General features: G+C 35.7%; 27 protein-coding genes and 1 pseudogene. 24 read left to right on the top strand and 4 right to left on the bottom strand.

From position 1 onward, the window contains the following. Window positions 1-613: 613 nt before the first annotated feature. Window positions 614-1,122, top strand: a pseudogene (locus ARADI_RS04055) (enterotoxin A family protein). Window positions 1,123-2,460: 1,338 nt separating this feature from the next. Here ARADI_RS04055 and ARADI_RS04045 read toward each other — a convergent pair. The 4 genes from ARADI_RS04045 to ARADI_RS04030 all read right to left on the bottom strand — a co-directional run bounded on the left by ARADI_RS04045 (window position 2,461) and on the right by ARADI_RS04030 (window position 6,248). Beyond that, on the bottom strand, window positions 2,461-2,796 hold the full coding sequence (locus ARADI_RS04045; protein WP_119711207.1) for a hypothetical protein: 336 nt from the start codon (window positions 2,794-2,796) through the stop codon (window positions 2,461-2,463). 1,699 nt (window positions 2,797-4,495) lie between these two features. After that, window positions 4,496-4,972: a DUF3472 domain-containing protein gene (locus ARADI_RS04040; RefSeq protein WP_439647088.1), complete on the bottom strand. Its 477-nt coding sequence runs from the start codon at window positions 4,970-4,972 to the stop codon at window positions 4,496-4,498. Next, on the bottom strand, window positions 4,921-5,310 hold the full coding sequence (locus ARADI_RS04035) for a hypothetical protein (protein WP_119711205.1): 390 nt from the start codon (window positions 5,308-5,310) through the stop codon (window positions 4,921-4,923). Before ARADI_RS04035 ends, ARADI_RS04040 begins: the two co-directional genes overlap by 52 nt. Further along, a complete protein-coding gene (locus tag ARADI_RS04030) occupies window positions 5,310-6,248 on the bottom strand; it encodes a metallophosphoesterase family protein (RefSeq protein WP_119711204.1) in 939 nt (312 codons plus the stop codon). The genes ARADI_RS04035 and ARADI_RS04030 overlap by 1 nt, the downstream gene beginning before the upstream one ends. A 1,691-nt stretch (window positions 6,249-7,939) precedes the next feature. Here ARADI_RS04030 and ARADI_RS19445 point away from each other — a divergent pair. The 23 genes from ARADI_RS19445 to ARADI_RS03930 all read left to right on the top strand — a co-directional run bounded on the left by ARADI_RS19445 (window position 7,940) and on the right by ARADI_RS03930 (window position 21,927). After that, window positions 7,940-8,071 (top strand): hypothetical protein, encoded by a 132-nt coding sequence (locus ARADI_RS19445; RefSeq protein WP_255420603.1) that lies wholly within the window; start codon window positions 7,940-7,942, stop codon window positions 8,069-8,071. A 24-nt stretch (window positions 8,072-8,095) separates the two neighbouring features. Next, the gene (locus ARADI_RS04025) at window positions 8,096-8,332 is read left to right on the top strand and encodes a hypothetical protein (RefSeq protein WP_119711202.1); all 237 of its coding nucleotides are present in this window, start codon (window positions 8,096-8,098) and stop codon (window positions 8,330-8,332) included. 30 nt (window positions 8,333-8,362) lie between these two features. Then, on the top strand, window positions 8,363-8,764 hold the full coding sequence (locus ARADI_RS04020; RefSeq protein ID WP_119711201.1) for a hypothetical protein: 402 nt from the start codon (window positions 8,363-8,365) through the stop codon (window positions 8,762-8,764). A gap of 212 nt (window positions 8,765-8,976) precedes the next feature. Continuing rightward, window positions 8,977-9,600 (top strand): RHS repeat domain-containing protein, encoded by a 624-nt coding sequence (locus ARADI_RS04015; RefSeq protein WP_119711199.1) that lies wholly within the window; start codon window positions 8,977-8,979, stop codon window positions 9,598-9,600. A 30-nt stretch (window positions 9,601-9,630) separates the two neighbouring features. After that, entirely contained in the window at window positions 9,631-9,807 is a 177-nt protein-coding gene (locus ARADI_RS04010) for a hypothetical protein (protein ID WP_182853067.1), read from the top strand. Window positions 9,808-9,823: 16 nt separating this feature from the next. Continuing rightward, the gene (locus ARADI_RS04005; protein ID WP_119711198.1) at window positions 9,824-10,051 is read left to right on the top strand and encodes a hypothetical protein; all 228 of its coding nucleotides are present in this window, start codon (window positions 9,824-9,826) and stop codon (window positions 10,049-10,051) included. A gap of 26 nt (window positions 10,052-10,077) precedes the next feature. Then, the gene (locus tag ARADI_RS19440; RefSeq protein ID WP_255420602.1) at window positions 10,078-10,200 is read left to right on the top strand and encodes a hypothetical protein; all 123 of its coding nucleotides are present in this window, start codon (window positions 10,078-10,080) and stop codon (window positions 10,198-10,200) included. A gap of 60 nt (window positions 10,201-10,260) precedes the next feature. Beyond that, window positions 10,261-11,544 carry an RHS repeat-associated core domain-containing protein gene (locus ARADI_RS04000; RefSeq protein ID WP_119711197.1) on the top strand — a complete coding sequence of 428 codons (1,284 nt, stop codon included), beginning with the start codon at window positions 10,261-10,263 and terminating at the stop codon, window positions 11,542-11,544. Between the two features lie 614 nt (window positions 11,545-12,158). Continuing rightward, window positions 12,159-13,781, top strand: coding sequence for a TULIP family P47-like protein (locus ARADI_RS03995; protein WP_119711196.1), 1,623 nt, complete (start codon window positions 12,159-12,161; stop codon window positions 13,779-13,781). Window positions 13,782-13,926: 145 nt separating this feature from the next. Further along, the gene (locus ARADI_RS03990) at window positions 13,927-14,373 is read left to right on the top strand and encodes a TULIP family P47-like protein (RefSeq protein ID WP_119711195.1); all 447 of its coding nucleotides are present in this window, start codon (window positions 13,927-13,929) and stop codon (window positions 14,371-14,373) included. 30 nt (window positions 14,374-14,403) lie between these two features. Then, entirely contained in the window at window positions 14,404-14,700 is a 297-nt protein-coding gene (locus ARADI_RS03985) for a TULIP family P47-like protein (protein ID WP_182853066.1), read from the top strand. A gap of 273 nt (window positions 14,701-14,973) precedes the next feature. After that, complete coding sequence (locus ARADI_RS03980; protein ID WP_119711193.1) at window positions 14,974-15,252, top strand: TULIP family P47-like protein; 279 nt, start codon at window positions 14,974-14,976, stop codon at window positions 15,250-15,252. A 133-nt stretch (window positions 15,253-15,385) separates the two neighbouring features. Then, complete coding sequence (locus tag ARADI_RS03975; RefSeq protein WP_182853065.1) at window positions 15,386-16,252, top strand: TULIP family P47-like protein; 867 nt, start codon at window positions 15,386-15,388, stop codon at window positions 16,250-16,252. Continuing rightward, window positions 16,239-16,544 (top strand): hypothetical protein, encoded by a 306-nt coding sequence (locus ARADI_RS03970; RefSeq protein WP_119711191.1) that lies wholly within the window; start codon window positions 16,239-16,241, stop codon window positions 16,542-16,544. The genes ARADI_RS03975 and ARADI_RS03970 overlap by 14 nt, the downstream gene beginning before the upstream one ends. A 358-nt stretch (window positions 16,545-16,902) precedes the next feature. After that, entirely contained in the window at window positions 16,903-17,115 is a 213-nt protein-coding gene (locus tag ARADI_RS03965) for a hypothetical protein (RefSeq protein WP_119711190.1), read from the top strand. Between the two features lie 79 nt (window positions 17,116-17,194). Beyond that, window positions 17,195-17,767 carry a hypothetical protein gene (locus ARADI_RS03960; protein WP_119711189.1) on the top strand — a complete coding sequence of 191 codons (573 nt, stop codon included), beginning with the start codon at window positions 17,195-17,197 and terminating at the stop codon, window positions 17,765-17,767. Between the two features lie 33 nt (window positions 17,768-17,800). After that, window positions 17,801-18,058 carry a hypothetical protein gene (locus ARADI_RS17225; protein ID WP_119711188.1) on the top strand — a complete coding sequence of 86 codons (258 nt, stop codon included), beginning with the start codon at window positions 17,801-17,803 and terminating at the stop codon, window positions 18,056-18,058. A 279-nt stretch (window positions 18,059-18,337) separates the two neighbouring features. Then, a complete protein-coding gene (locus ARADI_RS03955) occupies window positions 18,338-18,712 on the top strand; it encodes a hypothetical protein (protein WP_119711187.1) in 375 nt (124 codons plus the stop codon). Between the two features lie 298 nt (window positions 18,713-19,010). After that, on the top strand, window positions 19,011-19,271 hold the full coding sequence (locus ARADI_RS03950; RefSeq protein ID WP_119711186.1) for a hypothetical protein: 261 nt from the start codon (window positions 19,011-19,013) through the stop codon (window positions 19,269-19,271). 394 nt (window positions 19,272-19,665) lie between these two features. Further along, window positions 19,666-19,878, top strand: a complete 213-nt coding sequence (locus ARADI_RS03945; protein WP_119711185.1) for a hypothetical protein — start codon at window positions 19,666-19,668, stop codon at window positions 19,876-19,878. Between the two features lie 79 nt (window positions 19,879-19,957). Beyond that, window positions 19,958-20,131 carry a hypothetical protein gene (locus ARADI_RS03940; protein ID WP_182853064.1) on the top strand — a complete coding sequence of 58 codons (174 nt, stop codon included), beginning with the start codon at window positions 19,958-19,960 and terminating at the stop codon, window positions 20,129-20,131. Between the two features lie 135 nt (window positions 20,132-20,266). Further along, window positions 20,267-20,626, top strand: a complete 360-nt coding sequence (locus ARADI_RS03935; RefSeq protein ID WP_119711184.1) for a hypothetical protein — start codon at window positions 20,267-20,269, stop codon at window positions 20,624-20,626. 449 nt (window positions 20,627-21,075) lie between these two features. Then, window positions 21,076-21,927, top strand: coding sequence for an RHS repeat-associated core domain-containing protein (locus tag ARADI_RS03930; RefSeq protein WP_119711183.1), 852 nt, complete (start codon window positions 21,076-21,078; stop codon window positions 21,925-21,927). The last annotated feature ends 784 nt before the right edge of the window (window positions 21,928-22,711 follow it).

The raw sequence follows: 22,711 nt of genomic DNA, 5'->3' as shown, positions 1-22,711 counted from the left end.
CGGGTAAAACCGATCACCAAGATTTAAAAGATAAACTTCTTGGTGAAAGTTGGTAATCTTTTATAACCATATTTTATTAATAAATAACCGCCGTTGACTCTAGGTTACTTTACCTCTTTAAGCCTTATTTTGATCATTAGTTATACTTTTTTATTTCATTATAGAATGATAATTTGTGTATCGTTTAAACAGGAAAAAGCTATTAAATTTACAAAATTAACTTTATTAAAGTAAAAGTCCTATATTTATTTGTAATAACTAAAAGTATACACATAATTTTTTAATTATTTTTATAATAATAGATTTTATGTAAAATAAAAAATTAAAGAAATTGTCATTAAAGCCATTTTTGACCAAAAAATATCAATGTATTTTAGTTATATGTCTGATTATTTTTGTGTTAGATATATTTAACTAAATTAAAAGTATTATTAATAACAGAGAATACTTAAATACATCATTACCATACTCACTATTTAATATAAAAAATTACTTAAATTTCTTTTATAAAGAATAAGGAAAATAAGTAAAGGGTTACTGTATTTTACTATGTTTATTATTGTTTTCACATTATTCACTAGCCGATAATTCAGAAAAAGTCTATCGTGCAGCAATGGGATCACCAGAAGATGTAAAAAGAGCCGTAGGATTTTATCCCAGAGGAATGGATGGAACTAGGCCCAATCAGCCACCACCAAATATAAATTTATGGGATCATGTCCATGGTGCCGATATAGGTATGGCTCGACATGATTCTGGCTATGTATCGAGCACGACTGCACGAGGATTTGCAATAAACTGGCTTAACTACCATTTAAATCATAACGGTTACGTCTATCATATTAGAGCAACACCAAATTTTATTGATGTTAATAGAACATTAAGAAATTACTCTCCCCATGCAGAGGAACTTGAAACTGCTGCTTTAGGTATTGTCAAATTATTGGTTGGGAACGAGTCAGAGGTGGTGTCGTTGGCGCTTTCATCACTAACACAGACTACAGAGAACGTTTATACAGCAATTTAGCATCATTAGGTGCTCAACCGCAGTTAGCAAGTTTTCCTGATGGTCACCTGCATGGGGGATCCAACCTTGGTTTCCTTTTGCTAACTGTGAGTTAAAAACTGCCCCTATGTCTTCATGTTACCCTAAGAAAACTGCACAGGGGTATGGAGAAGCTATGTTCTGGGACTCTTTTAGACAAAAAATTGCCAAATGGTTTGTGGTGATTTAGCAGTAATGGATGAGATATATCATAAGGTAGTAGTAATTTATAGAGCAACCATATTCAGATGATTATATTCTTATATGGAATAAAACATTAATTAATAGATAGCAACACTTAAGTAAATACAAGCTATAAATATAAAAAAAATATATAAACAGTAGATTTTTATTTATTAACATGTAACAAAAAATGAGTTTATTAGACAGGCGTATAATAACTAAATTTAAATTATTACTACGATAGACAAAATTTTATTGCAATAAATATTTATTATTTACTAACAATAATTAAAAAATAAATCTAGGGGGCGAAAGGAATATTCTTTATAAAAATTAAAAAATCATCAAATTTTTTGTAAAAATTATTATTTAATAAAGGAGTTTTTAATGACAAATTTTAAATGTTTTCTGTTTTTTCTTTTTATATTATCTAGTATATCATTTACCACTTATGCTGAGGTAAGTACACAGATATAATATCAGCTTCAGGGAACAATTGTCGGTTATACTGCGGCACAAACTACTAATAATGTTTTATGTTATATCGCAGTAAAAACAGATAATCCTTATTATAGCAGCTATTATCACGCATCTTATAGTAAAGATATTTACGATGCTGCCAGAGCCGCTTTTTACCTCAAACAAGATGTTGTGTTATGGGCTTTTACGGATTCAGGAGTAAATGTTGCGCAAATGCTAGAAGTTAATAATGGTGCTGTTAAATGGTGGCAATAATTACAAAATAACAATTATTACGACTTTGTAAAAATGCATACTAAATATTTTTAATCTTAGCGGTTTTTTAAATAATACAGAGCTTATATGACTCTGTATTATCGTCTTTTATGTCACTCAAAGTTTGATAGCAACGAAAATTTGTACGTTTGATTAATATAATATTGAATACTGGCTGCTCACCACTGTCAGTATAATAAATTAGTTTTTGACAGATAAAATTTAGTAGCCAGCTTTGGGTGTTAACATAGCTCATATTGATTGCCTGATATGTTGATGATTCTATGTTTGTAGATTGTAAAATACTTACTCCGCCTGACAGTGATGATTTTTTCTGCTTTATTTGCGTTAAGAGGTCGGCTGATATGCCTATCTCTTATCCAGTTATCACTCTCTTGAGGTGATGGGTAGTGCAGAGCCTCACCCAATTGACGCCTAGCGCTAGGTGAAATTATCTCCGTATCAGACGTCAACTCGAAGGCTTAGAGGTGTAGTATTTAGCGCAAAGAGAAAGGGGGGGTATAAGTAAAAATAATGCAATATATGAGTATATTAACAATTATTTTAATATCAATAAAACAAAATAGAAATCTATTTCTTATATGTGTGCCAGGCACTGAATCCTTATCTGGCACAATCTTACAACTATTCATACTTTGTTGTTGGCAATATTTGTCTCCATTGGGATTATTCCAACATTTATGAGGGCATCCTGCGTCGTCAAAGTTAGATAGCGTGTCTAATTCTCCTCCAGAGAAATCACGCTGATCTGTAAAAGAGATAGATCCCAAAATAGCTCCTAAAATAGTAATTAGAAAAAAAAGTGATTTCATAAGTTCTCCTTGTTGATGATAAAAAAGCTATTAAATAATAGTTTTAATTAACAATTTTGCAATAAATGGAGGTTGAAATAATAAAACTCATATATTTTAATTAATTCAAATCGTTAAATTCATTGAGCAACGCACCCGCAATCAATAAACACAAAACCTTATAGAAAGTGTGCTTGAGAATTATTGCCAATGCTGGCGAGCAATCTATGGATGGTTTTTCTATGCGTATAGGTTCATTTTCTATAAGGATACATAATGAAAAGAATTCATTAAAAAAGTAAGAAATATTGTTATTGTTGCAACCTAAGTTATTTTAGGATGAGTTTGAACATGATTAATTCAGGTAATGAATTTGAAATAAAAAATAAAATTATTCTTGTAATGATTTTAGTTAAATTTAAAAGGTAACTACTAAGAATTTTTGACTTTAATAATATACCAAATAGGAAATGGGAGTATGAAATAGACAAAGAAGAAAAGTTATATCTTGAGGATAATGATTGCAGTGCGGCATTTAAAGCATCAAGTGCATCAAAAAGTAGCAAGTTGGTATCAGCAAAAGCCATATCAATGAACTTCTGTACTATAGAGGCGGATTGTTACTATCATAAAATACCAGGAGATCCTGGAAATGCTATAAAAAGATCATCAATAACGTTGAAGTATGATGATGTACCTTCACTTAGTAATTGCAATGGAGAATTGAAAAAAGGTAATTGTTAGTTATTGATGATTTATTTTAATGTAGTAAAGAATATTACCATTAATTGGCAATCTTTCAGTGTATTCCAGAAATATCGATGGTGGCTGTATTGATTACAATCACATGATCAGTACAGCTTATTTTTGTGGGTCAGTAAACATAAAACTTATAAACGGCGTTGACGAGAGGATTCAGTGCAACAGTCAATCTCATATAAATAATCTTAATATGAATGAACCTAAGGTGGCAAGATGATGGCTAACTAATTGCAGTGGTTATTGTGGGCTACAAGGAAATCAGGGATTGGAAATCAACAACAAAATTAATTTGACTACATACTAAAATTTGGTCGAAAAACACATTATTAATTTAAAAAAATTATTAATAGTAGTAACCAGAAGGGCAATTTAATTACAGATTTTTTATAGATTAGAGTCAATCATTAAAGCAGTGCTGAAATTAAATTGCCACCTATTAGGTGTTGAGTTAGAAATTAGCTATTTTAATAAGGTAAGATCGTTAACTGTACACCATTAATTAACTTGGTTTAATTACATATAAATCTATTACTTTTTGTAATAAAAAAATCATTAAATAATAAATTTCGTATGCGCAGTATTTGATTTATTATTGAAAATATCCTCAATTTGTATAATTGCGTAGTATTTTGCTGGCGAAAGTGCTCCAGTTTTTAGTACTATTTTTCTCTCTTCTGGCGAAATACCTTGCTGTTGTGCAATTAATTTTCCATTAATACTAGATTTGTAGATTGTAACTGAGTTATGGTGGAGTTTTATCTAAATTTTGCCACTCAACAATAACGGAATAATTATTTATCTGATTGTAAGATGCAGATATATTCTCAATTACAGCAGGAATAACAGGTTTAGGTTTAGTATCAAATTGGTCCGGATAAAATTTTATACTGTTTTGGGTATTATGATATATTCCACCCGCAATTAATTTAATATTAGTATTCTGATAAAGTTCTGCTTTCTAATAGTTAGGATTACCGCCTGCGTTTGCTTCATAAAAAATTGGTTTTTGCCAAGAGTCATCTTTATTCATGCGAAAATGTTGACCATAAATGCCATAGTATCCTAATGCTTTACCAGCAAATCGTTCCAGAAAACCTGTATAGGAATTGCCTGTTAATGGAATATCGATGCCCGGTACTGCTGCTGACATGTAGTATGTCCATTTTTGCTCGTAATAAGAGTACATAAACATTGCCATGCGGGTAACTTTTTCTCCTGGAATATACCAGCGTCTGATCACAGTGGCATACCATTGATCTGTATACCAAGGCATAGGATGTGAAGTATGTAAACCGGTACCTTCACCACCAAAATGGCTCCAATGTAATCCTTTATGACCATAGGTCAATTTTACTTCAGTAGGAAGTTCAGGCTCTAACTCTTTTAGATCCCAGATAGAACAAATATTGTTATAAGTAAAAGGAACACCCTCAATGACCTTATCTGCCTGGTGTTGAATACCAGTATGGGCACCACGTTCGCAAAGAAAAAATTACATCCTGACCAGTAAATATGCTCTCTATCGCCTTCAATAGGTACTTTTTGCTCTATATAAAACAATTCAGCACTATTACTAGAAAAATAATAGGTAACGGAGGGGCCACTTGTGGGAACGTTATTTTTATCGGCATCAAGCATCGTGATTATTTTTTCGCGTAGATGATTTATATTTTCCCACCTACTTTGATCATAAATTTTATCAACATCATAATGAGCTTGTCCCTGGGTAGTCGAATCTCCGTCAGGGATGTCATTTTCATATTTATGAGCCATTATTTTTTCTGCCTGTATATTATTAATTCTTGTTTTTTGCTATCTAAGGCGCTTTTTTTGAGTTCAGCGGTTAGTACAGCTAATGAAGGTAATAAAAGATCATGACTGTATTCGTCATATATCTTAGAATTAGCAAAATTCCAGCCTTCAAAAATGATTTTATCATGACAAATTTTTATCAACCATCCAGTTCCTTTATCTCCCAAGCCATTTTCATTTTGCATTTTAGTCAATGAAGGGGCTTCAATCAGTGTACCAAATTGGCGTTGAATAAATTCAATAACACCAAAACCTTTATGGATATGTCCGTTAATTAAAATGGCTTGTGGGTGATGAGAAAGAATTTCTTTTATTTCTTGATCTTGCGCTCCAAATCCACCATATAATCCAGCCAGCCAATGTGTATTGTTCAGAGGTTGATTACTAATAATAAAAATAGGTTTATCAATATCTGCATCGACCGCTAATGTTTCTTCAAGCCATTGTAGTGTCTTATCGGATAACTCGCACATATCGTTCAAACCCTGATCAGAGTTTAAGCTAATAAAGTGATATCCATTAATCCAATGATCAAAATAATGCGTTTCAGGGTAAACGGTAGGAGAAAATTTATTATTACGTTTTTTATAGTTTATTAGGATGTTAGGATCTATATCGTTCGCTTCATTATACCAACGGATATCATAGTTCCCTAATATAATGGCTACATTGGAAAAATATTTTTTAGGAAACTCCTGTTCAATAATATTAAAACATTGATTGCGTTTATCAATATAATCAGCGATATTTCCAGGGATAAGTAAAGCATTTACTTGATCTATTTTTGCTATGTTTTGTAGACTTAGTTGTAAAGTATTAAGACTATCTTCATCCTCAGCATGCAAGTCACTAATTAATGCAACCGTTAAGATAGCATTGTTGTTATTTATCATAGACATTAGTATTTCCTTTTGTATACATATAATACTTACTGGTTAAATTACATACCGAAAATACTTAATGTTTTTATATTTTTAAATTTAAATTACATTATTTTTTCTTAAAATGGGTGTCGTTGTTTTTATTATTTTTTAAAATAACAATATTCTTAATGAATATTTTTTAATCTTTTTTCAGCTAATTTGCTCTCATTTAATCATATTAACCTATTTTGCTATCGTTTTTTGACGGTTGTAATTGCCGTCAAAAATCCCAAGGATCCCTGTGATAGCTTAACTCCGTTAGCTTATCAAATGCTAACTTTTTAAGTAAATTATATGGTGTATTAAGTTATTAACTATCATTTGAAATGATAAAAATAAGTAAAATTCGCCCTACATACTTTTCATCATATAAAGAAAAATCTTTAATGATACTGTTGATTGTTATTTAAATGTGAGATTTAACTGATATGTATTAATTTATTTTTATCGGCTAGTTTATTAAAGAGAATGCAGATTAAGAATGGGATATCGATAGCGATATATTGCTAGCCAAAAATAGTAGTGGCTTGGTGTTATTTATATAAAAAATCAGTTCTAGCTAAGTGGGAATTAAAATTTAAATCCTTTATGGATATACCAGCGCTTACTGGAAGATTTCAGCATTGCTGAGTTACAGAAATTTGTACTGTTCTTTATTATCACCACTTTACAATTCATTATTTTTTATTTTGTCATTTCTCGATTAATAAAATTCATTAAACTTAATAATCTTTCTCTCCGTCACTTAACCAAATCAGCGCTATTATTGGTAAAACAAGTATTATTTGGATTAAAGTGCTGATATTAAATTGCATGGCAAAATAAATGTTAAATATATTTTGCAATGATAGGGTTTTGTTTGTTCATCACGCTAATCCTTTAACATGTAAGAAGAGAAAATATGAATAACACATTTACCACGCAGTCCGGCAATTTTGTCAGTGCCGTGCAAACAGGGGTTGACCCGCGCACCGGGTAGTTTCAGGTCAATTTTCCCCTCGTCCAGCTTACTACTAACCGACTCCTTGGCCCCGAGTTATCATTGTCATTAAATTATTCAACTTTAACTGATGATAATTGGGGATTTGGAAAGGGATTCTCTTTAGGCTTAACCCAGTATGATAGTACCAGTAATCTGTGGTAACTTAGCAGCGGGGAAAAATATCGGCTGGCGCGGGGCAGTGATGTCATTCGTCATCAGAAACTAAAACACCTTCGCTTTACGTTTACTAATGGTTGTGATGATAGCCAGGGTTACCAGCTGGCCTGGAAGGATGGAAAGGTCGAGGATTTAACGTTAGTCGGTCACGGTTTTTTTACCGTTAGCCGAATTGTTTCCCCGTTTGGCCGCAGACGACGGCACGCTATCAGCTAGATTTTGTACTCACCGATAGTCGCTGGTTAGATAATGTGATGCGTCGCAGTCAGCATGCATCTCCTTTAAGCTGGCAGATGCATTACAGTCAGGTCGGTAGAGGGCAAGACACGCGTTTATTGTCTGCGGTGGATTACCCGACCGGCATGCGTGATGAGGTGATTTATCAGGATGAGGGGCTGCGTTTTCCGGCTGCCTCGGGTCAAAACAATTATTTACCGGTTGTATTAAAGCATCACCACCTGCCGGGCGGGGAAGGCAGCGCGCGTGCCCGGCTGAGCCAAATGGTTTTGTGCGCTTTATTAAACAAAAAGTGGTCACCCCCAGACGTAGTGATTATCCCGATACGCCGATGATGAAAACGCAGTATACCTATAAAGTATTGGGTGATAGTCGAGGTGTTGTGCAGGCCACGGTTACGTAATATAGCGGCCAGCAGTTACTGCTGATGAAGGAAACGGATTATCAACCCAGAGGCAACGAACTGGGGCGGATTACGGCGATAACGGAAACGCGCTATCAGGACGACCAAGCTTATCGCAGTCGGCAACAATTTAGTAACCAACTATCTGGTGACCAGTTGGTGCAGACAATCTCCTTTACTGACCATGATGGGTTAATCATCAGCGCGCAACCGGTGCAACAAGTGAATAACGGTCAACTGTTACAGGAAACGGATGTGTAGGGCATTATCACGGCATATCGTTATAATGATTTGGGTCGCATCATCAGTAAAACCCATGCGGTAGGCAGCGGCTATGAAAGTACCACCATTTGGTTGTATCGTCTGGAGGCAAACGGCCCGGTGACTATCGAAACGGATGTTAAAGGACAGGTGAAAATCTGCTTTCATGGCACTGGCCGCCAGATAGTTCAATACCGTTATGAGTCGGATCAGTGGCATGAGATAACCACTCAACGTTATAACGCTTTAGGGGAGCAGCAGCAAGGCAGTGGTCGGGATTGGTTATTGGCTAATAATGGTCAATCGGCGCAGGCTGCTAGTTTAAAAATAGCGTGTGAGATGGATTATGATGGCTGGGGCTTACAAAGGGCGTCGCGTTTTTCCGATGGTTATCAGCAACATCAGGAGAATAATCCGGTTGAATTAAATTAGACGACGTATAGCACCGGAGGAGGGTTACGCAGTGGTAAATACTGGTCACAACAGGAGCGCCAAAGTCAGTTACTGCAACAGGAGATTTGGTATGATAATCATGGCACGGTGCAGGCCAGTAGACAGTATCGTTGGGATGGATTAGGACGGTTACGCCACGAAACAGATGCGCTGAATCAGGTTACCAGCCCAGTTACGATGTCTATGGGCGGGTGTTAACGCAAACGCTGCCCGATGGTACGATTTTAAGCCGGACGTATGTGCCACATTTAGCGGGTGAGCAAATCGCGAGTATCAGTGTGAGCGGGTTAGATAGTCAAGGTCAACGGCGCCAGTGGCAATTAGGTGAACAGCAGTTTGACAGTCTGGGGCGGATAACGTACCGGAAAAGCTGTGGCCGGGTGACGCAATATCAATATGATGGCGTGTCACCGTTGCCCAGCCGGATTATCAGACCGTCAGGCCAGGTAGTGAGTTATGATTATCTGCCGGCACTGGGCAATTCGGTCAGAAAAATCACCGCACCGGGTATAGAGCAAACCTTTCATTATGACAACCAGACCGGCGCGATGCTATCGGCACATGTGAATGGTCAGACCATCAATTACCAGCGGCGGGCTGATGGTGAGGTGATAGCGGAGGTGTTCCAACAGGCGGGTCAGGCGAGCACGGCCAACTATCAACGCAGCTTATTAAGTTTATTGACCGGGGTGACGGATGTTAGCGGTCAACAAACGCGTTATCAATATGATGAATACGGTCGTCTGATAAAGATAGCTGATAGCACACTGCAAACCGAGTTGGATTACGATGGTTTAAATCGGCTGGTACAATAAACCACGCGTAATGCCCGTGGTAATAATCAAGTGACGACCCGGTTAAACTATGATGATTTAGGGCGTGAGATAAGCCGGCAGATAGAGACGGCATCAGGCGAAGTGCTGACGATAAGCCAAAGCTGGCAGCTGGCTGGCCAACGGCTTACTGGCGTCACGGCAGATGAGGCAAAACCAGCAATTATTACAGTAGGCGCAGTATGGTGATGATAACCGTAACCGGTTGATAGATTACCAGATAAGCGGCAGTGAATTGCCACAAGACGGTTATGGTCAGGCGATGAAGGGACAGGGTTACCAGTATGATGCGCTGAATAACCTGCTAAAAGTCACCACTACCTTAGCGGATGGTAGTCGCAATGAAAGCCACTATTTTTATACTAACCGAGAAGACCCGACCCAGTTAACCGGTTTGACACACATAGCCATCCGGCCTATCCGCCTCAGATAACACTGGATTATGACAGCGAAGGTCGGTTGATAAAAGATGAGGTCGGCCGGCAGTTGCGTTATAACGCCTTGGGGCAACGGGTGCAAATCATTGGTCAGCAAGGTCACAGCCAATATGATTATGATGCCCTTAATCGGTTAATCAGCTAACAGCTCAATGATGAGCCAACGTGTGCTTTATATTATCAGGGGCAAGAGCTGGTTAATGAAGTGACGAGTCAGCAGGAGCGGCGCCTTATCAAGAGTGGGCATCAATGTTTAGGGGTCAGTGATGGTCTCGGCGTGACGCTAACGGCAACCGATAGTCACGCCAGTGTGTTGTGGTCACAAGGTGGCGAGCATCCGACGGGGAAACAGCACCATTGGTCGGCGTATGGCAGTGGTGAGTCAAATGAAGGGTTATTGGGCTTTAATGGTGAACGACGTGACCCCTACAGTGGCGTTTATCATTTAGGAAATGGTTATCGAACCTACAGTCCAGTTCTGATGCGCTTTCGCTGCCCGGATGATTTAAGCCCATTTGGTACCGGCGGTATCAACGCTTATGCTTACTGTGCTGGTGACCCGATAAATCATACCGACCCGTCAGGCCATATCAGCTGGCAGGGAATTTTTGGCATCATCATGGGTATCGTCGGGGTGGCCGTAACGGTAATGACGGCGGATGCAGCGCTGCCAGGTGTGATAGCCGGTGAGACAGCGATAACGGCCAGTACGGCGACCAGTATAGCGATAGGTGGCATAGGATTAGTGGCTGATGCGACCGCGATTGCCAGTGGGGCACTGGAGGACAGTCATCCCGAAGCCTCCTCTACCTTAGGTTGGGTCTCTTTTTCCACTGGTTTGATTGGTGCGGGTATTGATATCGGGCAGGGGATCTGGCGAGCAATGAAAAATAGGGGAAGTTATAATGTAAGTTCTGTTGCGATGAGAAATAAGAAAGGCGGTGTAATCGGTCGTATGGCAAGTTCTTCCCAAAATGCCCATGGGGTTCCTGAAGGAGCTATAGAGCTTGGTGATAATTACCATCTGTTTATAGATCCTAAAAAATATCATGAACGATTATTGGTAACTGCACATGGAGAACAAAGTTTAGTACCTAAATATTTTGATTTACCAAAAGGGACGTCTCTTAGCTATTATGTAGAAGACGGTTTTAAGTTGGTTGATCCAGGACTAAGTCGGGTGGCAGTGGAAACAGTGATCCCAAACGAAATTCATTTCGGTGGCAGTATGGGGAGAAATTACAACATAGCAAGATATGCAGCAGATTCAGATGAACTAGCTCGATCTATAGTGAAAGCATATAATGTTGATGTGTTAACTATACCTAGCAATATAAAATCAAAGTTATATCCTGCTGATTTAAGAAATTTATTCCAAGTTTTAAAGAAGAACAATATTACTTACAAAAGGGTTGATGCAATCATATGTCGTGCTCCATGGCTACCATTTAAGAATATAGAAGGAAAGCATGCACTGTCAAAATTATAAAAAAGTAAATTAAAGGGTGCTGTTGTAAAAAATAGGTTGCTAGCAATCTTCCTAACGATTTTATCAATGGTGCCCAACATAAATATTTTTACAAGCCATTACTTTACCAGCGACATCAGCCTTTGGGCGGTATGCTGGTATTGTAAATAGTGCATCAGTTAGCGCAAACTTTGAGAGATACTATCCGAACGTGGTGTAAATGTCGATCATACTACCCTTATTTAATACTAACTAAATAATAAATAAATTATTACTATTTCGCTAACAAAAATAAAATGTCACTTTTTTTATTAATTTATAAAATTAATAAAAATGATTCTTATTAATTAAATTAAAATAATTCTTTTTAAATAAAATTAATCTGATTTTATATTGACGAATTATTTTATTGATGCAAACCTCGGGCTTCAGTAGCAATGAAAGTAAATAATTAAAAGGAGGATAATTATAACTAACGTTTATTAAATTAATTTTAGTTTAGTAAAATTAAGTTTATCAATTTAATAAAAAAACCAGGGAAACATAAATATCGATATTAACAACAATATTTGATTACTGCAGCATTTGTAAAAAAATATCTCAATTCTAATTAATAAAATTAAGAGAGGTAAATAATGCCTTCCGTATCGACAAGTAGATGGGATGTTGTCAATGTCATTGATATTGACACATTAAATAAAATAGCGGGTAACAATTATCCTTATCCGGCTGAATTCGAACAGACAACTAAAATTATCGGCCAACAACTGAAAATCGAGGGGCGGTGGGGAGAATGGCCGATAGCCAGTGAAGCAAGCGGTAAAAATATTTATCTGCAATACCTTATCCAAAATGGTAGCGCAACTATTTTTGATCAAAATTATCCTCTCAATGCTAATGATCAATTATCTTCAGTCACTATTCAAATTTCGCTGGCCGGACTTGAAACTGCGCCAGAAAAATGGCTTAGTCAGGATGATGACACCTCTGCTATTACTGACGAAACTCAATGCTTTGAATTAATACTTAATAACCAAGAAGCCATCGTCGTAAGTCAATCAAATTTTACCAATCAAGAATTATATTCGGAAAATGTTGGTTTAGCTATTCCGATAGAAAGTGCATTTAAACGTTGGTTTAACAACAATATTGACGAGTTCAAGCAAATTTTTTCCGTAATACTAATTGGATTAAGGGCCAATAAAGGGGATTTTCAATGGTTAAAGCCTGCAGCTTATAGCTATTCGGCTAATAGCTCGATCGATAAGCAAACAGTGGCGTTTGGAGCATTAACGCTAATTGATGGTAAAACAGAAATTGGTCATTTACAGCAAACTGTAGATGTTACCGCCTTGCAGTTGGTTAAACCATTTTGGGCCAATGCGGCCTTAATTGTCAGTAAGGAAATGTTTGTTAAACATATTCTGCTGCCTGCGGCTATTACCATGGTTAAAGGCTCAACCACAGAGGATTTTGAAATCAATGAAACCGGATTTTCTCTTACTAATAAAAGAGAAATGGTTTGGCAAGAGTTTGCTGGGCCTAATAATGAAAAAATGTCGCTAATTTTACCTAAGGAAAGTTTCATTTTAACTCTGCAATCCGATTATATTCATATTTCTATTGTGGGAGCTCATTATCACCCACAACCGGGTACTACTGTTGTAATGGGAATGGAACAAGATTTTAAATACAAAGTTGAAAAAAATGCTCAGGGAGAGCCTGTTTTTGTACCCAATGAAAAAGGGTTAGGTGATGCAATAGTCAGTTGTTCTGTGGTTTTTGATGAATGGATTGATGTAGTTAATATAGTATTATCAATTGTTACTTCGATTGCCAGCTTACTTGCGTTTGGTAGTTTTATAGTTAGTGCGGTTGCGAAGGCGGCTATAGCCTCAATCACGGTTAACAGGGCAGCTCAAGCGGTTAATTTTGCCTATCAATTAGGGCGTTTCGAGATCAGCATAGCCAATATTGCTCAGATAGCTCTTAGCATTGCAAAAGGCGTTGTTGCTAATCCGTCTGTTTTTAATTTTATTAGAATTTCCTCAACAGTTCTGGCTGCAACAACTGGTATTGGCTTGGCAGCCATTACGATAACAGATGCAATTTACAAACAAATTTATAATGATGTTCCCTCTTTTCGAGCCTTTTCCGACAACTTTGTTTCTGCCGTGAAATGGCCAGCAGTCGATAATATTGAATTAAAGCCAGCCTCATTAGTCGACAGCTTTGTTATTGGCATTAATTTAACTTAATAAAAAAATATAAGGATCTATTTATGGATATGTATAATTGGGATCTGGTCTGTGCTGCTTCTTGTACATCGATTAATAATAAACTAAAAACTTCGCAAGATTCGTTAATTAAAACTTTTTCTTAACCAGTAACAATAATAGCGCTATTAACGGTGAATTTGCGAGTTGGCAAATTGTACCTGGTGGCTGTTCACAGCGGATTCATTTTATTACGCCTATAAAATCAGGCCGATTATCAACTACCATTGCCGGCAAAAAAATAGAGGTTGCCGTGGATGGTATCTGTCCGAAAATTGAAGTTGAATTACAATTTGTTGGTAGCAACGATAACAACAAGACACAATTAAAATTCAATTGTCAGCAAGTTACCCGCGCAAAAATGGATATTTTCTCTCGTGGGGGTAGTATTGTTATATTAGATAATGATATTAATAATATTTTTCCAGAAGATGAAAAATTTATCTCAGAAATGTTCAGCGCATTGATGGCTGAAATGATTGTGGCTAATAAGCAACAATTACAATTTGCTTTTTCAGATTTGGTTAGTTTACCGGAAGATAAAAATGGCTGGTTGCAAACCCATATTATCTAATATTCTTATAATGAATATATTAATGGTGAATTGGGTGCATTAGCTTTGCTTGCTATTTTAGCTTGTAATCCCAATCCGCCTAATTTATCTGATCTTCAATTACAATTTGATCCGGCTCTGATCAGAAATACAGATTCAGTTGGGTTTGCTATGGCCAAATGGGTCTTTGTCAAACATGTGATCTTGGCAGTATTACCGAAAATATTTGAGGATGCCAGTACTAATCATTTTAAAATAGATGAAAATAATGTGATTCGTAATAATGGTGATATTTCCATAAATCCAATCAGCGGCGATACCCCACTGCTTTGGAAATATATCAATTAAAATTATTGATAACAAAATAATTATTGATGATACCAGTGGGCGCTCAGTTAGTTTCTCCGGGATATATTCTGTTTCGTTACAACATCAAAATAACCGCTTTAAAGTCAGCTTAAATCCAGTTTTTACCCCTTTATTTAGCGCTGAGGTTTACCATTGCCTTGAGTTAGATGTTTTCCCCATCCATGTGAATGTTACAAAAGAATATAAAGAGTGCGGATTAGCAGAAAATTTCTTTATACGCGGATAGCAGTTCTAATTTTTAACAGGAAATAAATGATGAGCGAGATAACAACCTATGGTTGGGATGTGGTTTATGCCATGCAATACAATATGATTAATAAATCCATCCAGGCAAATCATAGTTATCCTAAACAATTTTTGGCAAAAATTAAAATAGTCGGTAATTTATATATTATTAGTGGAAGCTGGGCTAATTGGGCATTAAAAAATGGCGGCAGTGGTAAAATGTTTGGCTGGAATGTCTTGTATCAGTGGGCAGTTTATTTAACGAACATAATGAAGTTATTCACGATCTCACAGATACTCGTTTGACGATACAAGTTAATTTAGCCAAGTTTCAGGATCAAACGAAAAGCATTAAGGATCCGACCGCGATCAATGAAGGCAAAGCCTGGGTGTTAAGGGTTAATAGTGAGGCGACAGAACGTCAAAAGCGGTTGTTATCGTGGCGAGTAAATACAGAAATATTTCAGCAGAAGATAGTGCAATTATCAATCAACTGTTTGATAACTATTTCAATAACAACATACAGCAATTTGACCAAATTTTCACCATCGTGATGCTTGAACTGGAAGCTAAAGATAGAGGTTTGCAATGGATCAAACCTGCAGCTTTTAGTTACGCTGTCGGGCATGTACCGGATGAAAAATTACCTGATTTGTTTGGCTGTTTAAATCAGATTGATGGCAAGACCTCCATCGATCATTTGCAACAATCTTCAGATGTAATAGCCAGCCATTATTTTTCCTCTGAGGTCAATGGGTTAATCATCGTCAGTAAAGAAATCTATACTAAACATTTTCTTTTGTCCGCGGCGTTGAATTTACTGAAAGGAAGTAAAGCAGAGGATTTTGCCATCAGCGAGCAAGGTCTATCTATTCACAATAAAGTGCCATTAAGCTGGGGAAATTTTGTCATTGGGTCAGAAGCAAATCCTGAAACTTTCGCACCCTTAATTCCGGCCAATGGATTGCAAATCAATTTACAAGGGGAAAATATCAATCTTAATGTTAGCGGTGCAACTTTCAGACCAAAAAGTGGCGGGGTAACGACAGCAATAAATATTAATCAATCAATGGGATTTGAGACGGGCAGAAAAAATGCCCATGAAATTATATTTATTCCAGATTTAAATAATATCAAACAAACCAGTATCAATATCAGCAATAAAGTGGATAAAGGTACCATTATTGGCGAGATAATAGGCGGTATTCTGATCCTGATTGCATCCATTATAGCCGGTATATCTACATGGCGTGATCTCCGTATTATTAGATATGTGGTTGCAGCTAGCGAAAATGGTTATATTTGATCGAGAACTCAGTCAGGTTAATTTATTGCGTAGAGAAAGCGTATTGTCTACCGCTAGTGTTATGGATAGTGGTGAAATGCTGCCTGTTTCTTTGCCAATGTATACTTTTTTGGCTGTCGGGCAACCAGTCGTGTCTAATTTTTCATTAGAAACGGTTAGTGCAACCTACTTAGCAAAAGCCTCTTTAGATGAAGAGTATGCCGCTATTAGTATTTTTGAACAATTTATTCACAATTTTAGCAACACCCATTCATTGCCAAATAGCAAAATAGATAAAATAGCATCAGCATAATTTGCAGATAGTTTAGTAATAGGCGTTAAATTAGCAGATGGGTAATATTCAATACAATATAAATTATATTATTTGATAAATAATATAATTTATTATCTCATAAAATAAATAAAGTAAAATAAATTATGATTTATTCAATTAATGAAGTAACCGGGTTTGGTCGAATTGAAATGCTTGAGGAAAATTTGAACCCTTTTCTTATCGTGATAAACAGAACTATGCCACCAAATTTTATCTATTTTTTACTGCGTTCGACAGAAATAATAATTATATAAAATTTAATGAAGCAATATTAGGAAACGCAATATATAACGGATAAATTAAACTGGTACATTTTCTCACTGGAACAGAATATACATTGGGTGCTTCAAATGCCGATAATCAGGATTTTTTTGCTAGCCGCTTTTTTATTAAAAATGATGTTTATGCTATTGAAATGACAGCACGAAATTTTTATGGCTATGCGCCAATTAGTGTCGTTTTTACCATAAATAATAATATAAAAATTTCAACCGAGTTTATGTCCCTTTCCGGCTTTGAAAGTCGGCTACTAATATCAAGAAATAAATAATCTTTTTATTTAAAAATATTCTGCACACTTTTTTATCTAATAGTCACTATTTTATTTCACATTTTACTCAGGTGAAAATATGGAAGCAATGTACCACTCACAGGCATTTGATTTTACCAGTGCAGTTACTGGGCAGGTTGATCCGCGCACTGGTATCTTTGGTGTTAATATACCGATTGCCAATATTATTGGCAATAATCATATGGGACCCGAATTACCGCTTATCCTTTCTTATTCCCCGCTAGATAATAATGATGCTACTTATGGTTTGGGATTTTCTGATAATTTAATCTGTTATAATATAGAATCAAAAATTTTAACCCTTTCTACCGGCCAGTCATATCACGTTAAAGAAGAAAAGTCAGAATGTACATTTAGTTATGCTGCACCGAAAAATTTTAAATTTTTAAAAAGAGGTAATGAATTATGGGTTGTTTATAATACCGGTGTCAGTGAAAAATTAACGGCTTATGATACAGTAGATAGTATTAAAGTTGGCCACGAAATATGTAGCCCGGCGGGTAATAAGTTAGCTTTAAATTGGGAAGATTTTGCAGAATTTCCAAGACTTAACTCAGTCAGTGATCAAAGTAATATTTTATTATCAGTCAGTTATTCTTCAGCAAGAGAAAGCATTAGTTTTGATATTTGACCTAACTCCGAAGAGAATTATCGTATTCATCTTGTGCAAAAAGGGATATTTTTAGCAACAGTAACCATAGATACTCAGCAACAGCCGCTGAAATGGTCACTATCATATTCTAAATATGGCAGAAGCAGTTTGCGTCATAAATTTTTGACAAAAATAACGACCACGACCAGGTTGGTTGAACGGGTTGAATATAAGCGTAATGGCCATCGATTACCTGAAAATAATCCGATTGATCAGAGCGGACCACATAATCCGATTATAATGGTTGACCTGCTCCTTTGCCTTATGTAAAAAGCATATCATTGAACCAGATTTTGGCGTACCGAAACAAATTACCAGCTATGAATATTCAGTAAAAAATTTTCTTGGCTATGGTGGGCAAATCAATGAGCTAACTTTATATGGTTAAGATTATTTATATAATGTAACAAATAGCTATCAGTATTACTCGATAGAAACACAGAAAAATTGGGCTGAAAATGAATCTTATTTAACAATTCGTACTTATGATAGCTTTCACTTAATGATTGAAGAAAAGGAGCAAACCGTAGTAGACAATCGATATATCCTGTGCGAAAAAGTGAATCAAATAAAATATTTGCTGATGTAACAAAATCTTTTGCGGAGCAAGTTCCGCAATATCAAATGCCAAAAGAGCATACTGTGATTTGGAAAGAGGGTGATAATTTTAGGGTTGAAAAAAGCCTGTCAGAATATGACGAATATTGTAATATCACTTTGCAGCAAGACTTTGATGAAACGAAAACGATATTTACTTATTATAATGCCAATCGCGAAGCCGGCGCATGTCCGGTAGCACCACATGGTTTTAAACAATTTATAAAAGAGCAAACACTCTATCCGTCAGTAAGTGATTTGCAAACCCCAATCAGAAAACACTGTATAAATATGACAGTTATCCCGTCAGAAATAGTCATTCATTAGTGGCTAATAAAATGGTGCTATTGCGTGCTGAAAATTATTTTTCTGATAATGTGCAAATAAAAAGAAAAGAGATACGATATTACAATGATGTCACATCAACCAATCATGGTCGGGTATTAGAAAAAAAGTATGGGTAAGCGAAAACTGCAATGAAACAGCCTCTTTTAAAGAGGAATATCAATGGGCAATATTAAATAATAACAACCATATCCGCTGCATTACGAAACTAACGGGATTAAAAGATAATTTATCGGTAAGCAAAGAACAATGCTGGACTTCACGTGCATATCGCTTAATTATGGAAAAAGATACTCAAAATAATATTACTCGATATGGATCTAATAAACTCAGACAAATTATTTCCAACACGCTAAATTTTAATACTCAATATGAAAATCGAATGGAATATAGTTGGTCTTTTTTGCAATCAGGTATACCAATAAGCGTAATAATGACAGATACGGTTGGTAACAAATATCGGATAAACATGGATGGGCAAGGGCGATTAGTTGAAAAATACTATTTTACGCAGCAAGTACCCCCAATGGTTTTTAAATAGAATCACGCCAATATAATTTATTTGGCCAATTAAATAGTATTACGCATTATGATTTATTAAATCCCGGCGAAGCGAGTCAATATATCTGCAAAACCACCATCTCTTTTAAATATAATCATTGGCGAGAGAATGTCAGTCAAGAGCATAGTAATGGAACTTCAATCAACGATATTTATGAGCCAATCAGAAACCAAAGTAGGCAGCAAATAGTATCATACAAAAATAATATAATACTCGTGGCCAATTAGTTAAGCTGGTGCAATTAAAAACTGATACTATTACATAATATACGGTACGGCAATTTTTTATTGATGGACTTGGGCGGATCTATAAAACAATTGATGAGTCAAACCATATAACACTGTTTGAATATGATGAATTTGATCGCGTTGATATGCAGATATTAGCTGATGGTACGACAATTAAAAAGTTGTATAAAGATGGCTTAGCGCCTCAAATTTCGTTAACTGCTAAAGATGGCATAGAAAAAATACTAGGCACCTGGCAATTTGATAGCCTTGGGCGATTAACAAATAGCCAAACTGGCGGGCGCAATACTACATTAGATTATCAAGGCCGCCTCACCGGCACCTTACCAAGTCACTAATCCTGACGGTAGCGTCGTAAATTATCAGTATATTTCAGCGCTAAATAATGCTATTGCAGAAATTCGTTGTGGTGAAATAATGCGTACATTAGAATATGAAACTGTTACCGGACGTTTGAATAAAATTAGTGAAAACAATGGCATGTCATACACTTTTATTTATAACGATGCTGGTCAACTTAATCAAGAACGACTTATACTACCCAATCAGCAGCAAAAAACAAATTATTACCACTACTCTCTAGCCAATTAGTTAATTTCTTATAGCAGTGCTGACAATTAAACCACTATCTATAGTTATGATGCCAATGGCGGACTGAATAGCATCTTTGATCGAGGGATAAGGGTTAACCTAAATTATGACATATTAGGCCGCTATATCGGTCAATTGGTTCATTATCAAGCAGGCGGAAATAGTGTTGAAACCAAGCTCAGTTTGGATGAATTTGGACGAGAATTTAAACGGGAACTTATTGAAAACAATAAAATAAAAATAACGACGTTTGAAATTGAACAAGATATTTCTGTTAATAATAAAATTGCCAGTAAAAAATTATATCTGAATAAACGTTTACTGCGTGAAGAAAATTATTCTTATGATTTATTCGGCCGAGTAACGGATTACCAATGTTTCAGCGATATTTACCCTGAAACGCCAGAGGGGGAAAAAATACAACAGCAAAATTATCATTGGGATGCGTTTAGTAATTTAATACGTTGCGAAACCACAGCAGACAATATCAATTAAACAGTAGAATATAAATATCTAAATAGTAGTGATCCCTATCAGTTAACCGATATTAAATATTTCGATAAACAGCAATCTATATCATTGCAGTATGATGCCAATGGCAGAATGACAGTAGATGAAGTTCAACGTTCCCTGAATTATGATGTTATGGGACGGCTTAAAACCGTCACCAAAAATCAGAATACCACTTTTTATGGTTATGATGGCTTGGATAGGGTATTAATGAAACAATCTAATGATGATTTTAGAGAGTTTTATTATCTGTCAGATAGATTAATCAATGAGTTTTATACTGGTGTACAGATAATATACAACATATTAGATAATGACAGTTTGGGATTTCGTCAGGAATTTCATGAAAATAATAAACCAGTCAAATATACTGCAACGGCTACCGATAATATGGGAAGTGTGTATTCGCCTTATTTGAGAATGGACAAGAAACAATTATTAAATCTTACAGTCCTTGGGGGGATGGCGCCGGACAAGGAACTGTTGGACCACGATTTAATGGTGAACACTGGGATGAAGCTAGTGGCAGCTATTTGTTGGGAAATGGCTATCGTGCTTATAGTAGCCGGCTAGTGCGCTTTACTGCACCCGATAGCTGGAGCCCATTTGGTGCTGGTGGTATTAACGCTTATGCATATTGCGATGGTGATCCGATAAATTTCAGCGATCCAAGTGGTCATATCAGTGGTTGGGGATGGGCGAGTATTATTGTGGGTGGTATCGGTCTTCTGCTGGCACCACTTACATTTAGCTTATCACTAAAATTTGGTGTAGGTGTGGCATTAGTATTAACGGCTTTAGAAGCAGCCAGTGTGGCAACTGCCATTATTTCTGGTGCTTTGGAAGAAAAAAATCTACAAGCATCAGAACAGTATGGCTGGGTCTCATTAGGGTTAGGTGCACCTTCTGCAGTAATGGGAATATTTTCATTAGGCAAAGCAGTTGCCAAAGGTATTGGTGCATTAAAAAGCGCACCAATTAAATTGAGTGGCAAAATGAGGGAACTGGATCTGCTAATCGATGGTTTATATACCTTTGAAGACACCTATAAAAAAGGTATCCGTTTTAATATTGTTGCTCATGGTTTACAACTGGTTATCAAGACGGCAGGCGGCTTCCGCAATATGGATGTTGATGAATTAGTTAGTATTCTAAAGTCTGAATGTTATAATTTTGACAATTATAGTAATATCAGAATATTATCCTACTATTCAGGGGTAGACGAAGAAAATTATTTTGGTTATAGGCTTGGTCAACAGATGAAAAAAGTTATATTAGACCGATGACCGGTAATTTTACGCCAGAAGGGGTGTCTGATATTTTTAAAGATGCGGAAAGAATAAAATCTTATGATGCAATGCAGAAAATATATAAAGAAAATCCATACAGCATCTTTCTTAATCCAATAGATTATCTTGTATGGAAATATGAACCGATCAAATTTAAATACTAGATATAATCAAAAATATTAATAAGCAGTTATAACAAAATTTTATTTCAAAAAATAATATTACTGATTAACTGCAACCTATTTGGTTCTATTGTATCATAACAGAACCAGAATGTTATAAGGTGGGTAATATTTATTATTAGCTATGCTATATTTATATTGCATAAAAAGAGTGAAATATTGCTAAAACTTATTTGACTAGAAGAAAGGATCTATTTTATGTATCAGCTGGATCTAAGTAGCATTACTATTAGGTAGTATCAATTTAATTGATATAACGCACTGTATGTTTATGTAATTAATAAAAAATTAAAATATGAAAATAAATTTTATTATTTTAGCTAGTTGATTTACTTTATTATTACATTAGAGAACATAACAATAATTCTTCCCATGATTATTATTACTAACATCACGATATTGAATTCCGCTATTAATTAATAAGCCATTATCTATGTGTGATCTCAAATTTCCTTCATTAACTATGTATTAACTTGTTTTTTGTAGCAATTTTTTGATTGTCATTTCAATAGCATGTTTGATTGCAGGATTACCTCGTATTAGTATGGTACCGTTCTTATATAAATAGATGCTTACTCCCAGCGGTAGTAGATAACAAA

This window comes from Arsenophonus endosymbiont of Aleurodicus floccissimus, assembly GCF_900343025.1.
Classification (GTDB): domain Bacteria; phylum Pseudomonadota; class Gammaproteobacteria; order Enterobacterales; family Enterobacteriaceae; genus Arsenophonus.
Note: the sequence above shows the minus strand (reverse complement) of the source record. Positions and strands in the feature narration are given on the sequence as shown.